This window comes from Streptomyces sp. NPDC056580 (assembly GCF_042793175.1).
GTDB lineage: Bacteria > Actinomycetota > Actinomycetes > Streptomycetales > Streptomycetaceae > Streptomyces.
On record NZ_JBHTVE010000004.1, the window covers coordinates 1 to 16399 of the forward strand.

Here is a 16399-nt window from a genome sequence, read left to right on the forward strand (position 1 = left end):
CTCAACTCCCTCACCGACTACCTCACCAAGGTCGGCACCACCGGCCAGAAAACAGAGCAGAACTAACCCTCAGGATTTCTGGCGCATCACACTAGACAGGCCCGGGCGCCCGGATGTTCGTACAGTGGATGCAGGGGCGCGAGCCGCGGACACGACACGACGAGCGGGGCACACCATGACCGGAGTCGAGCCCAGCCGACTGGACGACCAGCAGCTCATGAAGGAGCTGGAGACGATCCACCGCACGCGTCACGACACCCTGCTGTACGGCTCCAACGACGCGCTGCGGGCCCACAACGAGCGGATGGCGCAGCTCGAGGGCGAGTACCTGCGCCGCAACCCGCGCCGTCTGGTGAGCGCGGGCCGCACCCGCGAGGGCGCCCGGGAGCGCGGCTGCGGCGAGGCGGTGACCCCGGGCGCGTCCGGCACCTGATCCGGGCCGCCTCACCGGCGAACACATGCAGGAACGCGTCGCAGAACGCCTTCAGGTCGTCCGGCTTGCGGCTGGTCACCAGCTTGTTCGACCCGTGGTCGCAGATCTTGACCTGCTCGTCCACCCAGGTGCCGCCCGCATTGCGGATGTCCGTACGGAGGCTGGGCCACGACGTCAGCTCCCGGCCGCGTACGACGTCCGCCTCGACCAGCGTCCACGGTGCGTGGCAGATCGCGGCTACCGGCTTGGCCTGCTCGAAGAACCCCTTCACGAAGGCGACGGCCTTCTCGTCCATCCGAAGGAAGTCGGGGTTGGCGACACCGCCGGGCAGCACGAGAGCGCCGAACCCGTCGGCCGAGGTCTCACCCACGACCTCGTCCACCGGGAAGGTGTCCGCCTTGTCCAGGTGGTTGAACGCCTGGATCTTGCCGGACGCGGTCGACACCAGCACCGGTTCGTGGCCGCCGTCGGATGCGGCCTGCCACGGCTCGGTCAGCTCGACCTGCTCGACACCCTCGGGGGCCACCAGAAACGCGATACGCATGACTTCTCACTTTCCCTTTCACAGTACGGACAACGGCCTCACCGGCCCGGGCACGCCGGCTCCTCGTCCCGGCCGCCCGGTCCCGGCTCAGGCCCCGCCGACCAGCGCCTCGGCCAGCTGCTGCACGTTCTCGTAACGGTTCGAGCGGGGCAGCCCCGCCACCGCGTCGATCAGCGGGCCGGGGGCGTTGCCACGGCGCAGTGCCCGGGCCAACTCGCCCGCGTTCGCCGGGAACGCGTGCCGTCCCAGGTGCCGTGCCAGCTCCAGCCGCACCTTCTCCAGCGACGCGCCCGCCTGGCCCGGCGCCACGGGCCCGGCCCACACCTCCGGGTCGTCGTCCGCGGTGGGCTCCGGGTCGTGCCACTCCTCGGTGCGCGTCGGGTGCCCGGACCTGAGCAGGCCCTGCAGCTCGTGTTTCATCTCGTCGTCCCGGTGGACGTTCAGCCGGTCACTGCCTCGCTGCATGTTCTCTCTCCAGAGAGTCGAAGGTCCGCACCCGTACCCGGCGACCGGGGCCCGACACCGGATCCCCGGGGATGCGCCGCCGCCGTGCGCACACGCGTACCCGGCAGGGCCGACGCATAACGGCCCGCGCCGGCGACGAGGGGCGGACGGCGGCCGCCGGGCCGTGCGGCCCGACGTCGTCCCGGCGCCGACGCGAGGGTCGGCCGGGTGCCGTACCACGGGTGAGAGGGCCTGGCGGGCCTCTCCCGGCTAATGCCTGTCGCCCGGCAGGAACTCCTGCACCTTGGCCTTCAGCCCCTGCTTGATCATCGACCCCCGGTCCTCGTCGCCCTTGAGGATCGACTCGGCCGTCGCCTCCATCTGCTCCCAGGAGGCGTGCGGCGGGATGGGCGGTACGGCGGGGTCGGTGACGAACTCGATCACGGCCGGACCGTCCGCCTCAAGGGCCGCCCGCCAGCCCGCCTCGACCTCCTCGGGCTCCTCCACCCGGACTCCGGTCAGGCCGAGGGTGCGGGCGAAGGCCGCGTACTGCACGTCCGGGATCTCCTGCGACGGCAGGAACGACGGGGCGCCCTCCATCGCGCGCATCTCCCAGGTCACCTGGTTCAGGTCGCGGTTGTTCCACACGCCCACCACCAGCCGGGGATCGGACCAGCGGTCCCGGTACTTGGCCGCCGTGATCATCTCCGCCAGCCCGTTCATCTGCATCGCGCCGTCCCCGACCAGCGCGAACACCGGCCGGTCGGGATGCGCGAACTTGGCACCGATCGCGTACGGCACGCCCGGGCCCATCGTCGCGAGGGTCCCGGACAGCGAGCCGCGCATGTCCCCGCGCATCGACGTTCGGCAGTTGCTCGGGCACCATCACCGTCTCGACGAACTCCGAGGCGACGTCCTTGTACAGCGTGTGCAGGTCGACTTCCTGCTGGTAGGAGCCGCCGATCGCGGTCCGGTTGGTCTGGCCGACGATCGCCAGCACCGGGACGTGGTCCAGCTTCGCGTCGTACAGGCCGTTGAGCAGGTGGATCGCGCCGGGACCGGAGGTGGCCGCGCACACCCCGAGCCGGCCGCTGAACTTGGCGTACCCGACCGCTTGGAACGCGGCCATCTCCTCGTGCCGGGACTGGATGAAGCGGGGCTGGTCGTCAGCCCGCCCCCAGGCGGCGAGAAGCCCGTTGATGCCGTCTCCGGGATAGCCGAAGACCTGTTCCACGCCCCAGACGCGCAGCCGCTCGAGGATGTGGTCGGAGACCTTGCTGCTCATGGAGGGGACCTCCCGGTGCGGCCGGTGGTGCGGTTCACGTCGGTCCGTGCCGAGTCACCTGCGGCGGGTGCGGAGAACCCGCGGGGAGCGGGTGCGCGGGCCGCCGGGCGGTGTCACCCGCCCGGCCCCCGGGGTCCCGCGAATGGGGTCCGGCCGCGCGCGGTACGGCGCCGGGCGGGCTGTGATGGCAGACGAGGGCACCTGGGTGTCCCGCCGACCGCCGACCGTCGACCGCCGTTTCGCCGAGGAGTCCGCCCCATGCGCCGCACCGCCCGTGCCCTGTCCGTCACCGTTCTGGCTGGCGCCGCGCTCGTCATGACCGGGCCCGCCGCGTCCGCGGACGCGGGGGCCGGGCAGAGCCCCGGCGCCGTCCGGCCCGGCGCCCCGCCCACCATGCTCGGCCCGCTGCCGCCACCCGCGACCTGCCCCGGCGGCACCGGTGCGGGTGCCGTGCCCGGAGGGGCCTGCGTGCCGGAAACTGTGCGCCCGACGCCGGCACCCCAGCAGGAGACGCCGGCACCCCAGCAGGAACAGGAACAGGGACAGGGGCAGGGACAGGGACAGGAAGCGGGGGAGGGGGACGGGGGCGCGGATACCGATGCGACTGTGCTGAGGGAGGAACCGGGGCAGGCCCTCGGGCAGTTCGGAGTGGGACAGGAGCAGGGCGAAGGGCAGGAGACGGGACAGGGAGAAGGACAGGGGCAGGGCCTGGGACAGGGCCAGGGTCAGGGCCAGGGTCAGGGCCAGGGCCAGGGCCAGGGCCTGGGCCAGGGCCAGGGCCAGGATCAGGGCCAGGGCCAGGGGCAGAGCCTGGGCCTGGGCCAGGGCCAGGGCCAGGGCCTGGGCCAGGGCCAGGGTCAGGGTCAAGACCAGGGACAAGACCAGGGACAAGACCCGGGACAGGACCAGGGCACGGACGACGGCGGGGACGACTGCCGGGCGTCCGACGGGGACGACGACTGCGCCCCCGCGCAGTTGGGGCACGGGGTACAGGCGGGACAGGGAGGCTCCTTCGGTGACTCGGTCCCGGCCCTGGTGGCCGGCGGTGTGCTGATCGCGGCCGCCTGCGCCGGCGCGGGCTACCGGCTCCTCGGCCGCCGGCGGAGCGCGTCCGGCTGACACCGGGCCGGACCGGCGGTGTGACGGGCGCGACCGTGCTCACCGGCCTTGGCGGGCCGCCCGGCGGGTACACACCCTCCCGAGGGCACTACCCATGCGCACCGGACGCACCGGTCACACGGTTGCCGTCACCGCGGTGGCCGCGGCGGCCGGCGGCCAGTGGTGGAGGCCGGCGGAGCGGGGCACGGACCGGGCGGGACGGCGGACGGCACCACGACAGCGCGGAGGCGGGCATGCGGCGGACGGACCCGGAGGGGCACGGCCCCGTCCGCTACGGGCCTCCGCTGCCCGGCGACGGCCTGCCCGTCCTGCCGGAGCTCTCCGCCGTCCTCGCCGCCGCCGCGGGCCGGGCCGGGGCCCAGCCGGTCGGCGGCGCCCCCGCCCTGCTGGAGGCGGCCTGCGGCTACTGGACCCGGCGCGGGCTGACCTGCGTCCCCGACCGGGTGGCCGCGGGTCCCGGCGCGCCCTCGCTGCTGCTCGCCGTGACCGCCGCGCTCGCCGGGGACGGCGGCGACGTGCTGGTGCCGCGTCCGTGCGCCGCCTGGTGGGCGCCCTACGCCCGGCTGCTCGGCAGACCCGTGTTCCACGTGCCGACCCCGGCCGAGAGCGGCGGCGTCCCCGACCCGTACGCGCTGCTGGAGACCGTCCGCCGGGTCCGCGCCGAGGGCGGCGACCCCAGGCTGCTGGTGCTCTCCGTCGCCGACGACCCCACCGCCACCGTCGCCCCGCCCGAACTGCTGCACGAGACCGCCGAGGCGGCCGTCGCCGAGGGCCTGCACCTGGTCAGTGACGAGACCTGGCGCGACACCCTGCACGACCCGCACGGGACCGTCCTGCTGAGCCCCGCCGAGATGCTGCCCGACCGGGTCACCGTCGTCGCCGATCTGGCCGGCGCCCTGCTGCCGCCGGGCTGGCCCGCCGCCCTGGTGCGCGTGCCCTCCGGTGCGGCGGGGGAGCGGCTGCACGCGCGCGTGCTCGACATCCTCACCGCCCTGGACGCCCGGGTCGCCACGCCCGTCGCCGCCGCCGCCGGGTACGCGCTCGACGAGCCCGCGCCCGTCACCGAGCGCCGTGAGGCCGCCGTACGCCTGCACGCGCGGGTGGCCGCAGCAGCGCATTCCGCGGTCGTCGCGGCCGGCGCGCTGGCCCGGCCCCCGCAGGCCGGCCGCCACCTGTACGCCGACCTCTCGCCGCTGCGCGGGGCGCTGGCCGCGCGGGGCGTGACGGACGCACAGGAACTTGAGGACTTCCTCACCTCCCGGCTCGGCATGCCCGCGCCCGGCGGCCACCGCTTCGGCGACGACCTCGGGGAGCTGCGGGTGCGGCTCGCCACAGGACCCCTGCTGGGCGGCTCGGACGAGGAACGCACGGAATCCCTCACGTCACCCTCACCGTTGGAACTGCCACACGTGCACCGCGCGTTGATCTCCTTGAGGTCGGTCTTCGACGGCCTCAGCGACGACGCTCAGCGACGGGAGCCTCCTCGATGACGCAGCAGACGCATGAGCCCGGGTCCACCGCCACGACGTCCACGACGACGACCACGTCCGCGCCCGACCCGGTCGGCCCGGCGGACGGCGCGCCCGCCGCCCCGGTGGCCCGGGCCGCGCTCGCGCCCCCCTTCCCGCCGCTGGCCGAGCCCCGCCCGCTGGGCGAGCACCGGGTGTGGCCGCGTACGTTCCACGACCGGCTCACCGCGCCGCTGCCCGGCCTCAAGGCGCTCGCCCGCTTCGCCCGCGAAGGCGCCGTACGCCCCGGTCCGGAGGGTCTCGCCGACATCTCCCTGGTCCCGTACGCCCCCGGCCCGCTGCCGAGCGCGGGCACCGACACCCTCGCCGTGACCTGGGCGGGCCACGCGAGCTGGATCGTCCGGGCCGGCGGGCTGACCGTCCTCACCGACCCCGTCTGGTCCCGCCGCATCCTCGGCACGCCGGCCCGCATCACCCCCGTCGGCGTTCCGTGGGAGAGCCTGCCGGGCGTCGACGCGGTCGTCATCAGCCACAACCACTACGACCACCTGGACGCCCCCACCCTGAGCCGGCTCCCGCGCGACACCCCGGTGTTCGTGCCGGCCGGTCTCGGCCGCTGGTTCCTGCGGCGCCGGTTCACCCGCGTCACCGAGCTCGACTGGTGGGAGGGCGCCGAACTGTCCGGCGTCCGCTTCGACTTCGTGCCGGCCCACCACTGGTCCAAGCGCACCCTCACCGACACCTGCCGCAGCCTGTGGGGAGGCTGGGTCCTCACCGCCCCCGACGGCCGGCGCCTCTACTTCGCCGGCGACACCGGCTACGGCCACTGGTTCGCCCGCATAGGCCGCCGCTACCCGGGGATCGACCTCGCCCTCATGCCCATCGGCGCCTACGCCCCCCGCTGGTGGCTCAGCGACGTCCACTGCGATCCGGAGGAGGCGGTACGGGCCACCCTGGACCTGGGGGCGCGCAGGATGGCCCCGATGCACTGGGGCACCTTCGTGCTGTCGGCGGAACCGGTCCTGGAGCCGCTGACCCGGGTCCGCGCGGCCTGGGAGAAGGCGGGCCTGGAACGCGAGGACCTGTGGGACCTCCCGGTGGGCGGCTCGCGCGTGCTCGAGTGAAGAGGGCCGCCTCCGCTACCACCGCCGGGACCTCAGGGAGCCGTCGCCGGGCTATCGCCCGGCCCCCCGGAGGCGGCGCATCGCACTCGGCGCGGCGCTGACCAGCACGGTCAGCGCCACCGCCGCGGCCACGCCCTCCCAGGGCTCAGGGAACAGGGAGCCCCCCAGGATCCCGATCACCTGGTACGTCAGCGCCCACGCCAGGCAGGCGGGCAGGTTGCCCCGCGAGAAGCGGCGCAGCGGCCACTCGGCCAGCAGGCAGGCCAGCATCACCGGTATTCGCCCCGCGGGCACGAGCCGGGACAGCACGAGCACCGCGACCCCGTGGTCGGCCAGCTTCCCCTGTGCCTGTTCCAGGCGTTCCTCCGGCGCCCGCGACCGGATCGCCTCCAGCCAGCGCGAGCCGTTCCTCGACGTCAGCCCGCGCCGCCCGAGCCAGTACAGCGCCGCGTCCCCGAGGAAGGCCGCGAGGGAGGCCGTGACGAACACCAGCAGCATGGACAACGGCGCCGTCTGATGGAACGCCACCACCGCCGCCGTGCTGACCAGGGCGCCGGTCGGCACCACCGGTACCAGTGCGCCGATCAGCACGAGCAGGAACAGCGACGGGTAGCCGAGCGCCTGCTGGGTGGATTCCGGGGGCACGGTCCGCACCGACGCGGCGGCCAGCGTCGCCGCGTCCGGCAGCCATCTCACCGCGCGACCTCCAGCCGCACCCGCTCGCCGTGCCCCAGCTTGTGCACCGCCACCTCCGGCGCGGCCGCGGCGGCCAGGCGCACGAACTCGTCACCCGGCGCGTGGAACTCGTGCGGGCGCACGGCGTCCATGCCGATCGGCCAGTACGTCCCGTAGTGCACCGGCACCGCGGCGCGCGGCGCGAGCCGGGCCAGCGCCTGCGCCGCCCGCCCCGCGTCCAGGTGCCCCGCCCCGAGGAACGGCCCCCAGCCGCCCACCGGCAGCAGCGCCGTGTCCACCGGCCCCACCTGCTCGGCCATGTCGTCGAACAGGCCGGTGTCCCCGGCGAAGTAGGTCCGGGCCTCGCCCGTGACGACGTATCCGAGCGCCGGCGAGCGGTGCGGGCCGACCGGCAGCCTGCGCCCGTCGTGCCGCGCGGGCACCACCTGGACCAGCAGGTCGCCGACCCGCACCTCGTCGCCCGGCGCCACCTCGGTGATCCGCAGCTGCCGCAGCCGGCGCAGTCCGGGCACCGCCCGTGGTGCGCCCCGGGGCACGAGCAGGCGCGTGCCCGGGGGCAGCGTGGCCAGCGAGGGCGGATGCAGGTGGTCGGCGTGGAGGTGGGACACCAGCGCCAGGTCCGCGCGGCGGGCCTCGGCGGGCGGCACCGCGCCCCGGCGGCGGCGCAGATGCGCGAGCCGGGCGGCGAACAGGGGATCGGTGATCACGCGTGCGTTCGCGTCCTCGAGTGTGCAGGTGGCATGCCCCCACCAGGTGATCTCCACCGGCACCTCCTTCGCCTCCTTCACGCGACTCCCCGAAGCCTACGGGCAGGAGTAGGGTCGCTGGCGAAACCCGGAGGTGAGGGGGACGCCATGGGACAGCCGCGGGGTGCCTCCGGCGGGCGCGCGCCGGTGCGGGTCACCGCCATCGCGAGCCTGACGCCGCTGGAGGAACTGGAGGCCGACCCCTTCCTGGTGGATTCCCGCAGCCAGCACGCGATGTGCGCCCGCTGGGCGGCGGAGCGCGGTTACGTCGTCGCGCGGGAACTCCTCGTGGGCGGCCTTCGTTTCGACCATTGCGCACTGTGGGACGGTGTGCGGCCCGGGGTGGACGTCTTCGTCGCGCCCAGCAGGCGCGTGCTGGAGCGCGCCCTGTCCTCGGTCGAGGAGTTCACCGCCGAGTGCGCGCGGCGCGGGGTGCGCGTGGAGACGGTGGGGCGGGCCGAGCCGTCGTACGACGCGCAGATGAAGGCACGGGTGCACCGCAGGCTGTCGATGCCGACGGCCGGCTACGACGGACGCTGACGGGACGGGCGCGGGCACGGTCCTCGGCACGGGCTTCGACGCCGGCACCCTGCACCCTGGCCCGGGGTGCCACGCCCGGGCCAGGTGCGCCCGGCCCGTGTGACAAGGTGGGAGCCGGGGCCCGGTCGGTCGAACGGGCGGGACGTGAGGTGTGCGGGGCGTGCGGGACGTGCGGTGGCGGCGGGTGGCCAGTCAGATCGGGCGAAGCGCCACGGTGTGGGCGGTCTCCACGCTCACCATGCTCGTGCTCGCCGGTCTGCTGCCCGACTTCAGGCTCCGGTCCACGGACGGTGACAGCGCCACCCACATAGCCATCACGGCCGCCTGCGGCGCCGGCGCGTTCGGTCTGCTGTCGGCCCTGGTGTGGCCGCTGCTGGTGCGGCTGCTGCTGCTCGTGCCCGCCCTCGTCCTCGGCCTGCTGGTCTTCTTCCTCAACGGCTCACTGCTGCTGCTCGCCCTCTGGCTCAACCCCTCAGGCCGCCCCGAGGCCGCCCCGGAGACCGCCGTCGTGGTGGCCGCCGTGATGTCCGCCGTCGCCTCGGCCACCGGCGGGGCACTCGCCGTACGCGACGACGACGCCTACCGCAGCCGGCTGCTGCGCCTCGCCGACCGCCGCCGAAGAACCGGGCCGCCCTGCGCGGACACGCCCGGTCTGGTCTTCATCCAGCTCGACGGCGTCGGCCACGACGTGCTCACCGACGCCGTCCGCAGGGGCCTGATGCCGACCGTCGGCCGCTGGCTGGCGACCGCCGACGGCATGCGGCCCACCCACCGGCTCACCCCGTGGCGCACCGACTGGTCCAGCCAGACCGGCGCCAGCCAGCTCGGCATCCTGCACGGCAGCACCTTCGACGTGCCCGCCTTCCGCTGGTACGAGAAGGACCGCGGCGAGGTGATCGTGTGCAACCGCCCGACCAGCGCCGCCGAACTGCAGCGCCGCGCCGTGCGGCGCACGGGCGACGGGGGACTGCTCGCCGTGGACGGCGCGAGCCGGGGCAACCTGTTCAGTGGCGGCGCGGGCGAACAGGCCCTCGTCCTGTCCATCGCCATCCGCCGCCGCGGCCGGGACAACCGTTCCCGCGCCGGCTACTTCGCCTACTTCTCCGACCCCGCCAACGCCGTGCGCACGGCCCTGTCCTTCGCCGCCGAGGTGGTCCGCGAGATCGTCCAGTCCACCCGGGCCCGTCTCCGCAAGCAGCGGCCCCGGGTCGGCCGCGGCGGCCTCTACCCGTTCGTGCGCGCCTTCGCCACCGTCGTCGAGCGCGACGTCGTGGTCGCCGCAGTGCTGGGCGACCTGCTCGCCGGCCGGAGCGCCGTCTACGCCGACCTCGTCGCCTACGACGAGGTGGCCCACCACTCCGGACCGCGCAGCCGGGACGCCGAGAAGGTCCTCCAGCGGCTCGACCGCTCCCTCGCCCTCGTGGAGAAGGCCGCCGAGCACGCGCCGCGCCCCTACCACGTCGTCGTCCTGTCCGACCACGGCCAGAGCCCGGGCGAGACCTTCCGCTCCCGCTACGGGCTCACCCTCGCCGACCTGGTCCGGGCCGGCTGCGGACTGCCCGTGCCGCGCCGCGCCGAGCGGACCCGCAGCGGCGCCGAGGCCCGCACCGCCGTCCGCGCCGCCCTGGGCAGGCCCGAGGAGGAGAACGGCGACGGGCGCCGGCCCGCCCGGGGCACCGAACCCGTCGTGCTCGCCTCCGGCAATCTGGGCCTGGTGTCCTTCCCGGACGTGCCGCACCGGATGACCCGGGAGGAGATGGACGCCCGCCACCCGGGCCTGCTCACCACCCTCGCCAACCACCCCGGCATCGGCTTCCTGCTGGTGCGCAGCGAGGAGCACGACGGCGTGGTGCTCGGCCCGTACGGCGCCGAGATCCCGCTGGCCCGCCTGGACACGGAGCCCGGACCGCTGGCCGGCTTCGGGCCCGGCGCCGCGGACGCCGTACGCCGCACCCACTCCTTCCCGCACACCGCCGACATCATGGTCAACTCCTTCCACGACCCCGCCGACGGCGAAGTCCTCGCCTTCGAGGAGCAGATCGGCTCCCACGGCGGTCTCGGCGGCGCCCAGTCCCGGCCCTTCCTGCTCTCCCCGCTCACCCTGTCCGCGCCGGCCGCCGACGGCGAGGAGCCGGTCGGCGCCGAGCACGTGCACCGGGTGCTGCGCCGCTGGCTGCTGGAGGCGGACGGCCCGCAGGTGCCGGTCACCCCGCGGACCAAGGAGGAGCGGGCCGCCTGAGCACGGCGGCGGCCCGGTCCGTGCGGTGTGCCGCGCCCGAGTGTGATCGGATGGGACGCGGTACCCGAACCACTCGGACTCCCATGGGAAAGGAACAGCCGTGGCAACCACGCGCACCGCACACACCGTCTGGGAAGGCAACCTGCTCGAGGGCAACGGCGTCGTCACCTTCGACTCCTCCGGCATCGGCCAGCAGCCGGTGTCGTGGCCGTCGCGCGCCGAGAAGGCGAACGGCCAGACCAGCCCCGAGGAGCTGATCGCCGCCGCGCACTCGAGCTGCTTCTCCATGGCTCTCTCGCACGGTCTGGCCGGCGCCGGCACTCCGCCCACCCGTCTGGAGACCAAGGCCGACGTCACCTTCCAGCCCGGCGAGGGCATCACCGGCATCCACCTCACCGTGCGCGGCGAGGTGCCGGGCCTGGACGAGGAGGGCTTCAGCTCGGCGGCCGAGGACGCCAAGAAGAACTGCCCGGTCAGCCAGGCCCTCGCCGGTACGACGATCACCCTGACGGCCGAGCTGGCCTGACGCTCGTACGTCCCGCCGATGCCGCGTGCCCGCTGCCGGGTGCGCGGCATCGGCGTTTCCTGGGAACCCGTGCATTGACAAGCGCGTACCCGCGTTCTGTGCTGGGAGGGCGGCAGGCGTCTCGCGGATGCGCCCCGGCGGAACCTCCTGGCGGAACCACCTGGCGGAAGGGGACGGACCATGGCACGTGCGGTCGGGATCGATCTCGGGACGACGAACTCGGTGGTGGCCGTCCTGGAGGGCGGCGAGCCGGCCGTCGTCGCCAATGCCGAGGGCGCGCGCACCACCCCGTCGGTGGTGGCGTTCGCGAAGAACGGCGACGTGCTGGTCGGCGAAGTGGCCAAGCGGCAGGCCGTCACGAACGTGGAGCGCACCGCCCGGTCGGTGAAGCGGCACATGGGGGACGCCGGCTGGCGCTTCCCGGAGCAGGGTTCCATCGACGGCAGCCGGCTGCGCGCGCAGGAGCTGTCGGCGCGGGTGCTGCAGAAGCTGAAGCGGGACGCCGAGGCCTACCTCGGCGAGGACGTCACGGACGCGGTGATCACCGTACCCGCGTACTTCGACGACACCCAGCGGCAGGCGACCAAGGAGGCCGGGGAGATCGCCGGCCTGAAGGTGCTCAGGATCATCAACGAGCCGACGGCCGCCGCCCTCGCCTACGGACTGGACCGCGGCGAGGAGCAGACCGTGCTCGTCTTCGACCTCGGCGGCGGCACCTTCGACGTGTCGCTGCTGGAGATCGGCGACGGCGTCATCGAGGTGAAGGCCACCAACGGCGACACCCATCTCGGCGGCGACGACTGGGACCAGCGCGTCGTCGATCACCTGGTCAAACGGTTCAGGGGGCAGCACGGCATCGACCTCGGCGCCGACAAGATGGCGGTGCAGCGGCTCCGGGAGGCCGCGGAGAAGGCCAAGATCGAACTGTCCGCGTCCTCGGAGACGTCGATCAACCTGCCCTACATCACCGCCTCCGCCGAGGGGCCGCTGCACCTCGAGGAGAAGCTGACGCGGGCCCAGTTCCAGGAGCTGACCGAGGACCTGCTGGACCGCTGCAGGAAGCCCTTCCACCAGGCCGTGAAGGACGCGGGCGTGCAACTGTCCGCGGTCGACCACGTCATCCTGGTCGGCGGCTCCACCCGGATGCCCGCCGTCACCGGCCTGGTGAAGGAACTCACCGGCAAGGACCCGCACAAGGGCGTCAACCCCGACGAGGTCGTCGCGGTCGGCGCCGCCCTCCAGGCGGGCGTCCTGCGCGGCGACGTCAAGGACGTGCTGCTGCTGGACGTCACCCCGCTGTCCCTGGGCATCGAGACCAAGGGCGGCATCATGACGAAGATGATCGAGCGCAACACCACGATCCCGACCCGGCGTTCGGAGATCTTCACCACCGCCACCGACAACCAGCCCTCGGTCGGCATCCAGGTCTACCAGGGTGAACGCGAGATAGCCGCCTACAACAAGAAGCTCGGCGTCTTCGACCTCACCGGACTGCCGCCGGCGCCGCGCGGCGTTCCGCAGATCGAGGTCGCCTTCGACATCGACGCCAACGGGATCATGCACGTCTCGGCGAAGGACCTCGCCACCGGCCGCGAGCAGAAGATGACCGTCACCGGCGGCTCCGCCCTGCCCAAGGACGACATCGACCGCATGATGCGGGAGGCCGAGCAGTACGCCGAGGAGGACCGCAAACGCCGGGAGACCGCCGAGACCCGCAACCAGGCCGAGCAACTCGTCTACCAGACCGAGCGGTTCCTCCAGGACAACACGGACCGCGTGCCCGCCGAGACCCGTGCCGAGGTCGAGGCGGCCGTCGCCGAGCTGAAGACGCTGCTCGGCCAGAACGCAGAGACGGCCGCCCTGCGCACGGGGGTGGAGAAGCTCGCCACGGTCAGCCAGCGGATGGGCCAGGCCATGTACGCCGACGCGTCCGGCGGTACGACCGGCTCCACCGGTTCACCCGGTGCGGCCGGGCAGCCGGGTCCGGCCGAGGAGGAGGACGGCGTGGTGGACGCGGAGATCGTCGACGACGAGCGGGACGAACGGGACACGCGGGGCGGCGCGGCCTGAGACGGCGGCCGGGCGTCACAGGGCCCCGCGGTGCTCCCGCAGCAGTTGCCGGGTGCGCCGCGCGGAGGAGGCCCGGGCGGTCATGTGGTCCAGCACCTCCAGATGGGTGGAGACCTCCTGACGGGAGTCGAGGTACAGGGCGCCCGTCAGGTACTCGGTGAACACCATGTCCGGCAGCTCCGGCTCGGCGAACCGGAACAGCGTGAACGGCGCGTACGTCCCCGGGTGCGGACCGGCCGCGAACTCGGCGAGCTGGAGGGTGACCCGGTCCCGGTCGGCGTACTCCAGCAGCCGGTCGAGCTGGTCGCGCATCACGGCGGCGTCGACGCTCACCGGACGCCGCAGCACCGTCTCGTCCATGATCACCCACAGGTGGGGCGGGTCGTCCCGTTCCAGCAGCCGCTGCCGAGCCATGCGCAGCGACACGTGCCGTTCGATCGACTCCGGCCCGCTCTGCCCGATCGTCCCGGCCTCCAGCACGGCACGCGCGTACGCCTCGGTCTGCAGCAGACCGGGCACGAAGTGCGGCTCGTAGGAACGGACGATCCGGGCCGCGCCCTCCAGACTCACGTACAGACTGAACCAGTCCGGCAGCACGTCGTGGAACCGCTGCCACCAGCCCGGCTGGTTGGCCTCCTCGGCCAGCCGCACGAACGCGGCCTGCTCCTCCCCGGCCGCCCCGTAGGCGGCCAGCAGCACCTGCACGTAGGGGATCTTCAGCGCGACCTCGGCCATCTCCATCCGCCGTACGGTCGCCGACGCGACCCGCAGCACCCGGGCGGCCTCCTCACGGCTGAGCCCGGCCGCCTCCCGCAGTTCCTGCAACCGCTTGCCCAGCACCACCTGACCCACGGTGGGCGCAGCCCGCCGCTCACTCACAGCCCGTCCTCCCCTACGCGCCGAAGTACGCGGGCAGTCTGCCACGCGGCGCCCCCGTCGCACACGCGATCGAGCGGACCCGCGGCCGGTGAGGGGCCTCAACCGGCCAGCGTGTGAAGGTACTTGGCGGTCGCCGGGTCGGCGGGCAGGAAGGTCTCGATGGCCAGTTCGGCGACCGTCACGTCCATGGGCGTGTTGAAGGTGGAGATCGACGACACGAACGACAGGATCCGCCCCTGGTGCTCGATGCGCAGCGGCAGCGCGAAGTACGCGACCGGGCCTGCCGGTTCCTCACCGGGCGCGTCCTCGGGCACCGGGTAGCCGGCGACCTCCTCGTACAGGGCCCGGAGCTGGTCCGAGCGGTCCAGGGCGATCTGCCGCTCCATCTGCGCCAGCAGATGCCCGCGCCACTCACGCAGGTTGCGGATGCGCGGCGCGAGGCCCCCGGGGTGCAGGGTCAGCCGCATCGCGTTGGGCGCCGGTGTCATCAGCTCCTCCGCGACTCCCTCCAGCAGCATGGCGATGCCCCGGTTGGCGGCGACCACCGTGTACCCGGCGTCGACCACCAGCGCGGGGTAGGGCTCGTAGCCCTGGATCAGCCGCTCCATGCCGTCGCGCAGGGCGTCCAGCGCCGGGTCGTCCAGCGGGGTCTCCGGGTAGTGCGGGGCGTAACCGGCCGCCAGCAGCAGCGCGTTGCGCTCGCGCACCGGCACCTGCAGGTGCTCGGCCAGCCGCAGCACCATCTCCTCGCTGGGCCGGGAACGGCCGGTCTCGATGAAACTGATGTGCCGGGCCGAGGAGTCGGCGCGCAGCGCCAGTTCGAGCTGGGAGACCCGGCGCCGCTCCCGCCAGGAGCGCAGCAGCCGGCCGACCTGGCCCTTGTCGGCGCTGGTGGCGGCGGAGGCGGCGGGGCCGGTCGCGACAATGGTCATGCGGTCGACCGTAGTCGAGCGGCGCGCCCGGTGAGGCGCCGCGCCACGAAACGGGCCACGCCCCGCCGGGCGGAGCGGGCGCGGAGCCGAACGGAGGGCCCGCACGGCCGAACGGAGTGCGCGACGCACCCGGGCGGGTGCCCGTACGCGCCGCGTGGCAGGCTGAACGCGTACCCGCACCCTCCGGAGGGAGACCGACCATGGCCGTGGAACCGCTGTCGCAGAAGGAGATCGAGGACCGGCTGGCCGAGCTGCCCGGCTGGTCGCTGGAGGGCGACCGGCTCACCCGCTCCTACCGGCTCCGCTCGCACGTCGCGGCGACGGCACTGGTCGTGCACATCGCCGCGATCCAGGACGAGCTCGACCACCACTCCGACCTCACCCTCGGCTACAACACCGTCCACCTGAGCGTGAACACGCACAGCGCGGGCGGCGTCGTCACGGAGAAGGACTTCGGCCTCGCCCACAGGGTGGAGGACATCGCCCCCGGTCACGGAACACACTGAGGGGTGCTCGACTATGACGACGAAGCGGACGCCTACGACGCCTCCCGCGGCGGCGAACCGCGCGCCGAGGCGGCGGCCGCGGCCGTCCTCGGCCTGATACCCGACCGGCCGGGCCGGCTGCTGGACGTCGCCTGCGGCACGGGTCTGGTCACCCGGCGCCTGGCCGCCGCCCGGCCCGCGCTGCGGGTGACGGGCGTCGACCTCGCCGCGGCGATGGCGCGCCGGGCGGCCCGGCGTCTGCCCGGCGCCGTCCTGCGGGCCGACGGGCGGCGCCTGCCCTTCGCGGACGGCTCCTTCGACGCGGTGACCGGGGTGTGGCTGCTCCACCTGCTTTCCGACCCCGCCGAGGTGCGCGCCGTCGTCGCCGAGTGCGCGCGGGTGCTCAGACCCGGCGGGGTCTACGTCACCACGGTCGACAAGGCCGCGGCGCACGACGTCGGCAGCGACATCGACGCCGTCCTCGCCCTGCGCCCGCGCCGCCCCGCCCGGGACGCCGCGGACGCCGTCACCGGACACGCCCTCGCCGCGGGGCTCCTCCCGGCGGGGCAGGCCGTCTTCCCCGGCCACGGCCAGGGCCGCAGCCCGCGCACCACCGTCGCCGACCTCAGGCGCGGCTGGTTCACGCTGCTGCCCCCGGACGACCCCCGCACCGAGGAGCTCGCCGCCCGGCTGGCCCACCTGCCGGACCAGGACCGCCGCCGCCCGGACCCGACCTTCCGACTCCACGCCTTCCGCAAGCCGGCCGACACCTGACATCACGCAACCGGCAACTCCTACGCGGCCGGCGGCCCTTGCGTGAACGGCACTCCCAGCGGGGCGGCGACTTCCGTCCGGTCCGCATTCCCGC

General features: G+C 74.2%; 14 protein-coding genes and 3 pseudogenes. 9 read left to right on the plus strand and 8 right to left on the minus strand.

What is annotated here, in order from left to right:
* The first annotated feature begins 128 nt into the window (after nt 1–128).
* Nucleotides 129–433, plus strand: a pseudogene (locus tag ACFQ9Z_RS08960) (DUF6158 family protein).
* Between the two features lie 4 nt (nt 434–437).
* Here the strand turns inward: ACFQ9Z_RS08960 and ACFQ9Z_RS08965 are convergent.
* The 4 genes and pseudogenes from ACFQ9Z_RS08965 to ACFQ9Z_RS08980 form a co-directional block, all read right to left on the minus strand.
* Nucleotides 438–977, minus strand: a pseudogene (locus ACFQ9Z_RS08965) (type 1 glutamine amidotransferase domain-containing protein); the annotation flags it as partial.
* A gap of 87 nt (nt 978–1064) precedes the next feature.
* Entirely contained in the window at nt 1065–1442 is a 378-nt protein-coding gene (locus tag ACFQ9Z_RS08970; protein ID WP_383013146.1) for a DUF2795 domain-containing protein, read from the minus strand.
* 249 nt (nt 1443–1691) lie between these two features.
* Nucleotides 1692–2706 (minus strand): annotated as a pseudogene (locus tag ACFQ9Z_RS08975) (thiamine pyrophosphate-binding protein).
* Between the two features lie 54 nt (nt 2707–2760).
* A complete protein-coding gene (locus ACFQ9Z_RS08980; RefSeq protein ID WP_383013149.1) occupies nt 2761–3690 on the minus strand; it encodes a hypothetical protein in 930 nt (309 codons plus the stop codon).
* Nucleotides 3691–4058: 368 nt separating this feature from the next.
* On the opposite strand from ACFQ9Z_RS08980, the gene ACFQ9Z_RS08985 reads away from it, so the two are divergent.
* Together ACFQ9Z_RS08985 and ACFQ9Z_RS08990 are read left to right on the plus strand one after the other, a co-directional pair.
* Complete coding sequence (locus ACFQ9Z_RS08985; RefSeq protein ID WP_383013152.1) at nt 4059–5315, plus strand: aminotransferase class I/II-fold pyridoxal phosphate-dependent enzyme; 1257 nt, start codon at nt 4059–4061, stop codon at nt 5313–5315.
* The gene (locus ACFQ9Z_RS08990; RefSeq protein ID WP_383013155.1) at nt 5312–6418 is read left to right on the plus strand and encodes an MBL fold metallo-hydrolase; all 1107 of its coding nucleotides are present in this window, start codon (nt 5312–5314) and stop codon (nt 6416–6418) included. The genes ACFQ9Z_RS08985 and ACFQ9Z_RS08990 overlap by 4 nt, the downstream gene beginning before the upstream one ends.
* A 51-nt stretch (nt 6419–6469) precedes the next feature.
* On the opposite strand, the gene ACFQ9Z_RS08995 is transcribed toward ACFQ9Z_RS08990, so the two are convergent.
* The gene (locus ACFQ9Z_RS08995; protein ID WP_383013158.1) at nt 6470–7114 is read right to left on the minus strand and encodes a DedA family protein; all 645 of its coding nucleotides are present in this window, start codon (nt 7112–7114) and stop codon (nt 6470–6472) included.
* On the minus strand, nt 7111–7884 hold the full coding sequence (locus ACFQ9Z_RS09000) for an MBL fold metallo-hydrolase (protein ID WP_383014420.1): 774 nt from the start codon (nt 7882–7884) through the stop codon (nt 7111–7113). The genes ACFQ9Z_RS08995 and ACFQ9Z_RS09000 overlap by 4 nt, the downstream gene beginning before the upstream one ends.
* Before the next feature lie 84 nt (nt 7885–7968).
* Here ACFQ9Z_RS09000 and ACFQ9Z_RS09005 point away from each other — a divergent pair, with 84 nt between their 5' ends.
* The 4 genes from ACFQ9Z_RS09005 to dnaK all read left to right on the plus strand — a co-directional run bounded on the left by ACFQ9Z_RS09005 (nt 7969) and on the right by dnaK (nt 13235).
* Nucleotides 7969–8400 (plus strand): hypothetical protein, encoded by a 432-nt coding sequence (locus tag ACFQ9Z_RS09005; RefSeq protein ID WP_281296018.1) that lies wholly within the window; start codon nt 7969–7971, stop codon nt 8398–8400.
* 160 nt (nt 8401–8560) lie between these two features.
* Nucleotides 8561–10639: a phage holin family protein gene (locus ACFQ9Z_RS09010; protein WP_383013163.1), complete on the plus strand. Its 2079-nt coding sequence runs from the start codon at nt 8561–8563 to the stop codon at nt 10637–10639.
* A 100-nt stretch (nt 10640–10739) separates the two neighbouring features.
* The gene (locus ACFQ9Z_RS09015; protein ID WP_383013166.1) at nt 10740–11165 is read left to right on the plus strand and encodes an OsmC family protein; all 426 of its coding nucleotides are present in this window, start codon (nt 10740–10742) and stop codon (nt 11163–11165) included.
* 180 nt (nt 11166–11345) lie between these two features.
* Nucleotides 11346–13235: a molecular chaperone DnaK gene (gene dnaK / locus ACFQ9Z_RS09020; protein WP_383013169.1), complete on the plus strand. Its 1890-nt coding sequence runs from the start codon at nt 11346–11348 to the stop codon at nt 13233–13235.
* Nucleotides 13236–13250: 15 nt separating this feature from the next.
* Here the strand turns inward: dnaK and ACFQ9Z_RS09025 are convergent, their stop codons facing one another.
* Together ACFQ9Z_RS09025 and ACFQ9Z_RS09030 are read right to left on the minus strand one after the other, a co-directional pair.
* Nucleotides 13251–14114, minus strand: coding sequence for a helix-turn-helix domain-containing protein (locus ACFQ9Z_RS09025; RefSeq protein WP_383013173.1), 864 nt, complete (start codon nt 14112–14114; stop codon nt 13251–13253).
* Nucleotides 14115–14212: 98 nt separating this feature from the next.
* Nucleotides 14213–15046, minus strand: coding sequence for a helix-turn-helix domain-containing protein (locus tag ACFQ9Z_RS09030; RefSeq protein WP_383013176.1), 834 nt, complete (start codon nt 15044–15046; stop codon nt 14213–14215).
* A gap of 200 nt (nt 15047–15246) precedes the next feature.
* Between ACFQ9Z_RS09030 and ACFQ9Z_RS09035 the strand changes: the two genes are divergently transcribed.
* Complete coding sequence (locus ACFQ9Z_RS09035) at nt 15247–15552, plus strand: 4a-hydroxytetrahydrobiopterin dehydratase (RefSeq protein ID WP_360667652.1); 306 nt, start codon at nt 15247–15249, stop codon at nt 15550–15552.
* Between the two features lie 3 nt (nt 15553–15555).
* Complete coding sequence (locus ACFQ9Z_RS09040) at nt 15556–16305, plus strand: class I SAM-dependent methyltransferase (RefSeq protein WP_383013181.1); 750 nt, start codon at nt 15556–15558, stop codon at nt 16303–16305.
* Nucleotides 16306–16399: the final 94 nt, after the last annotated feature.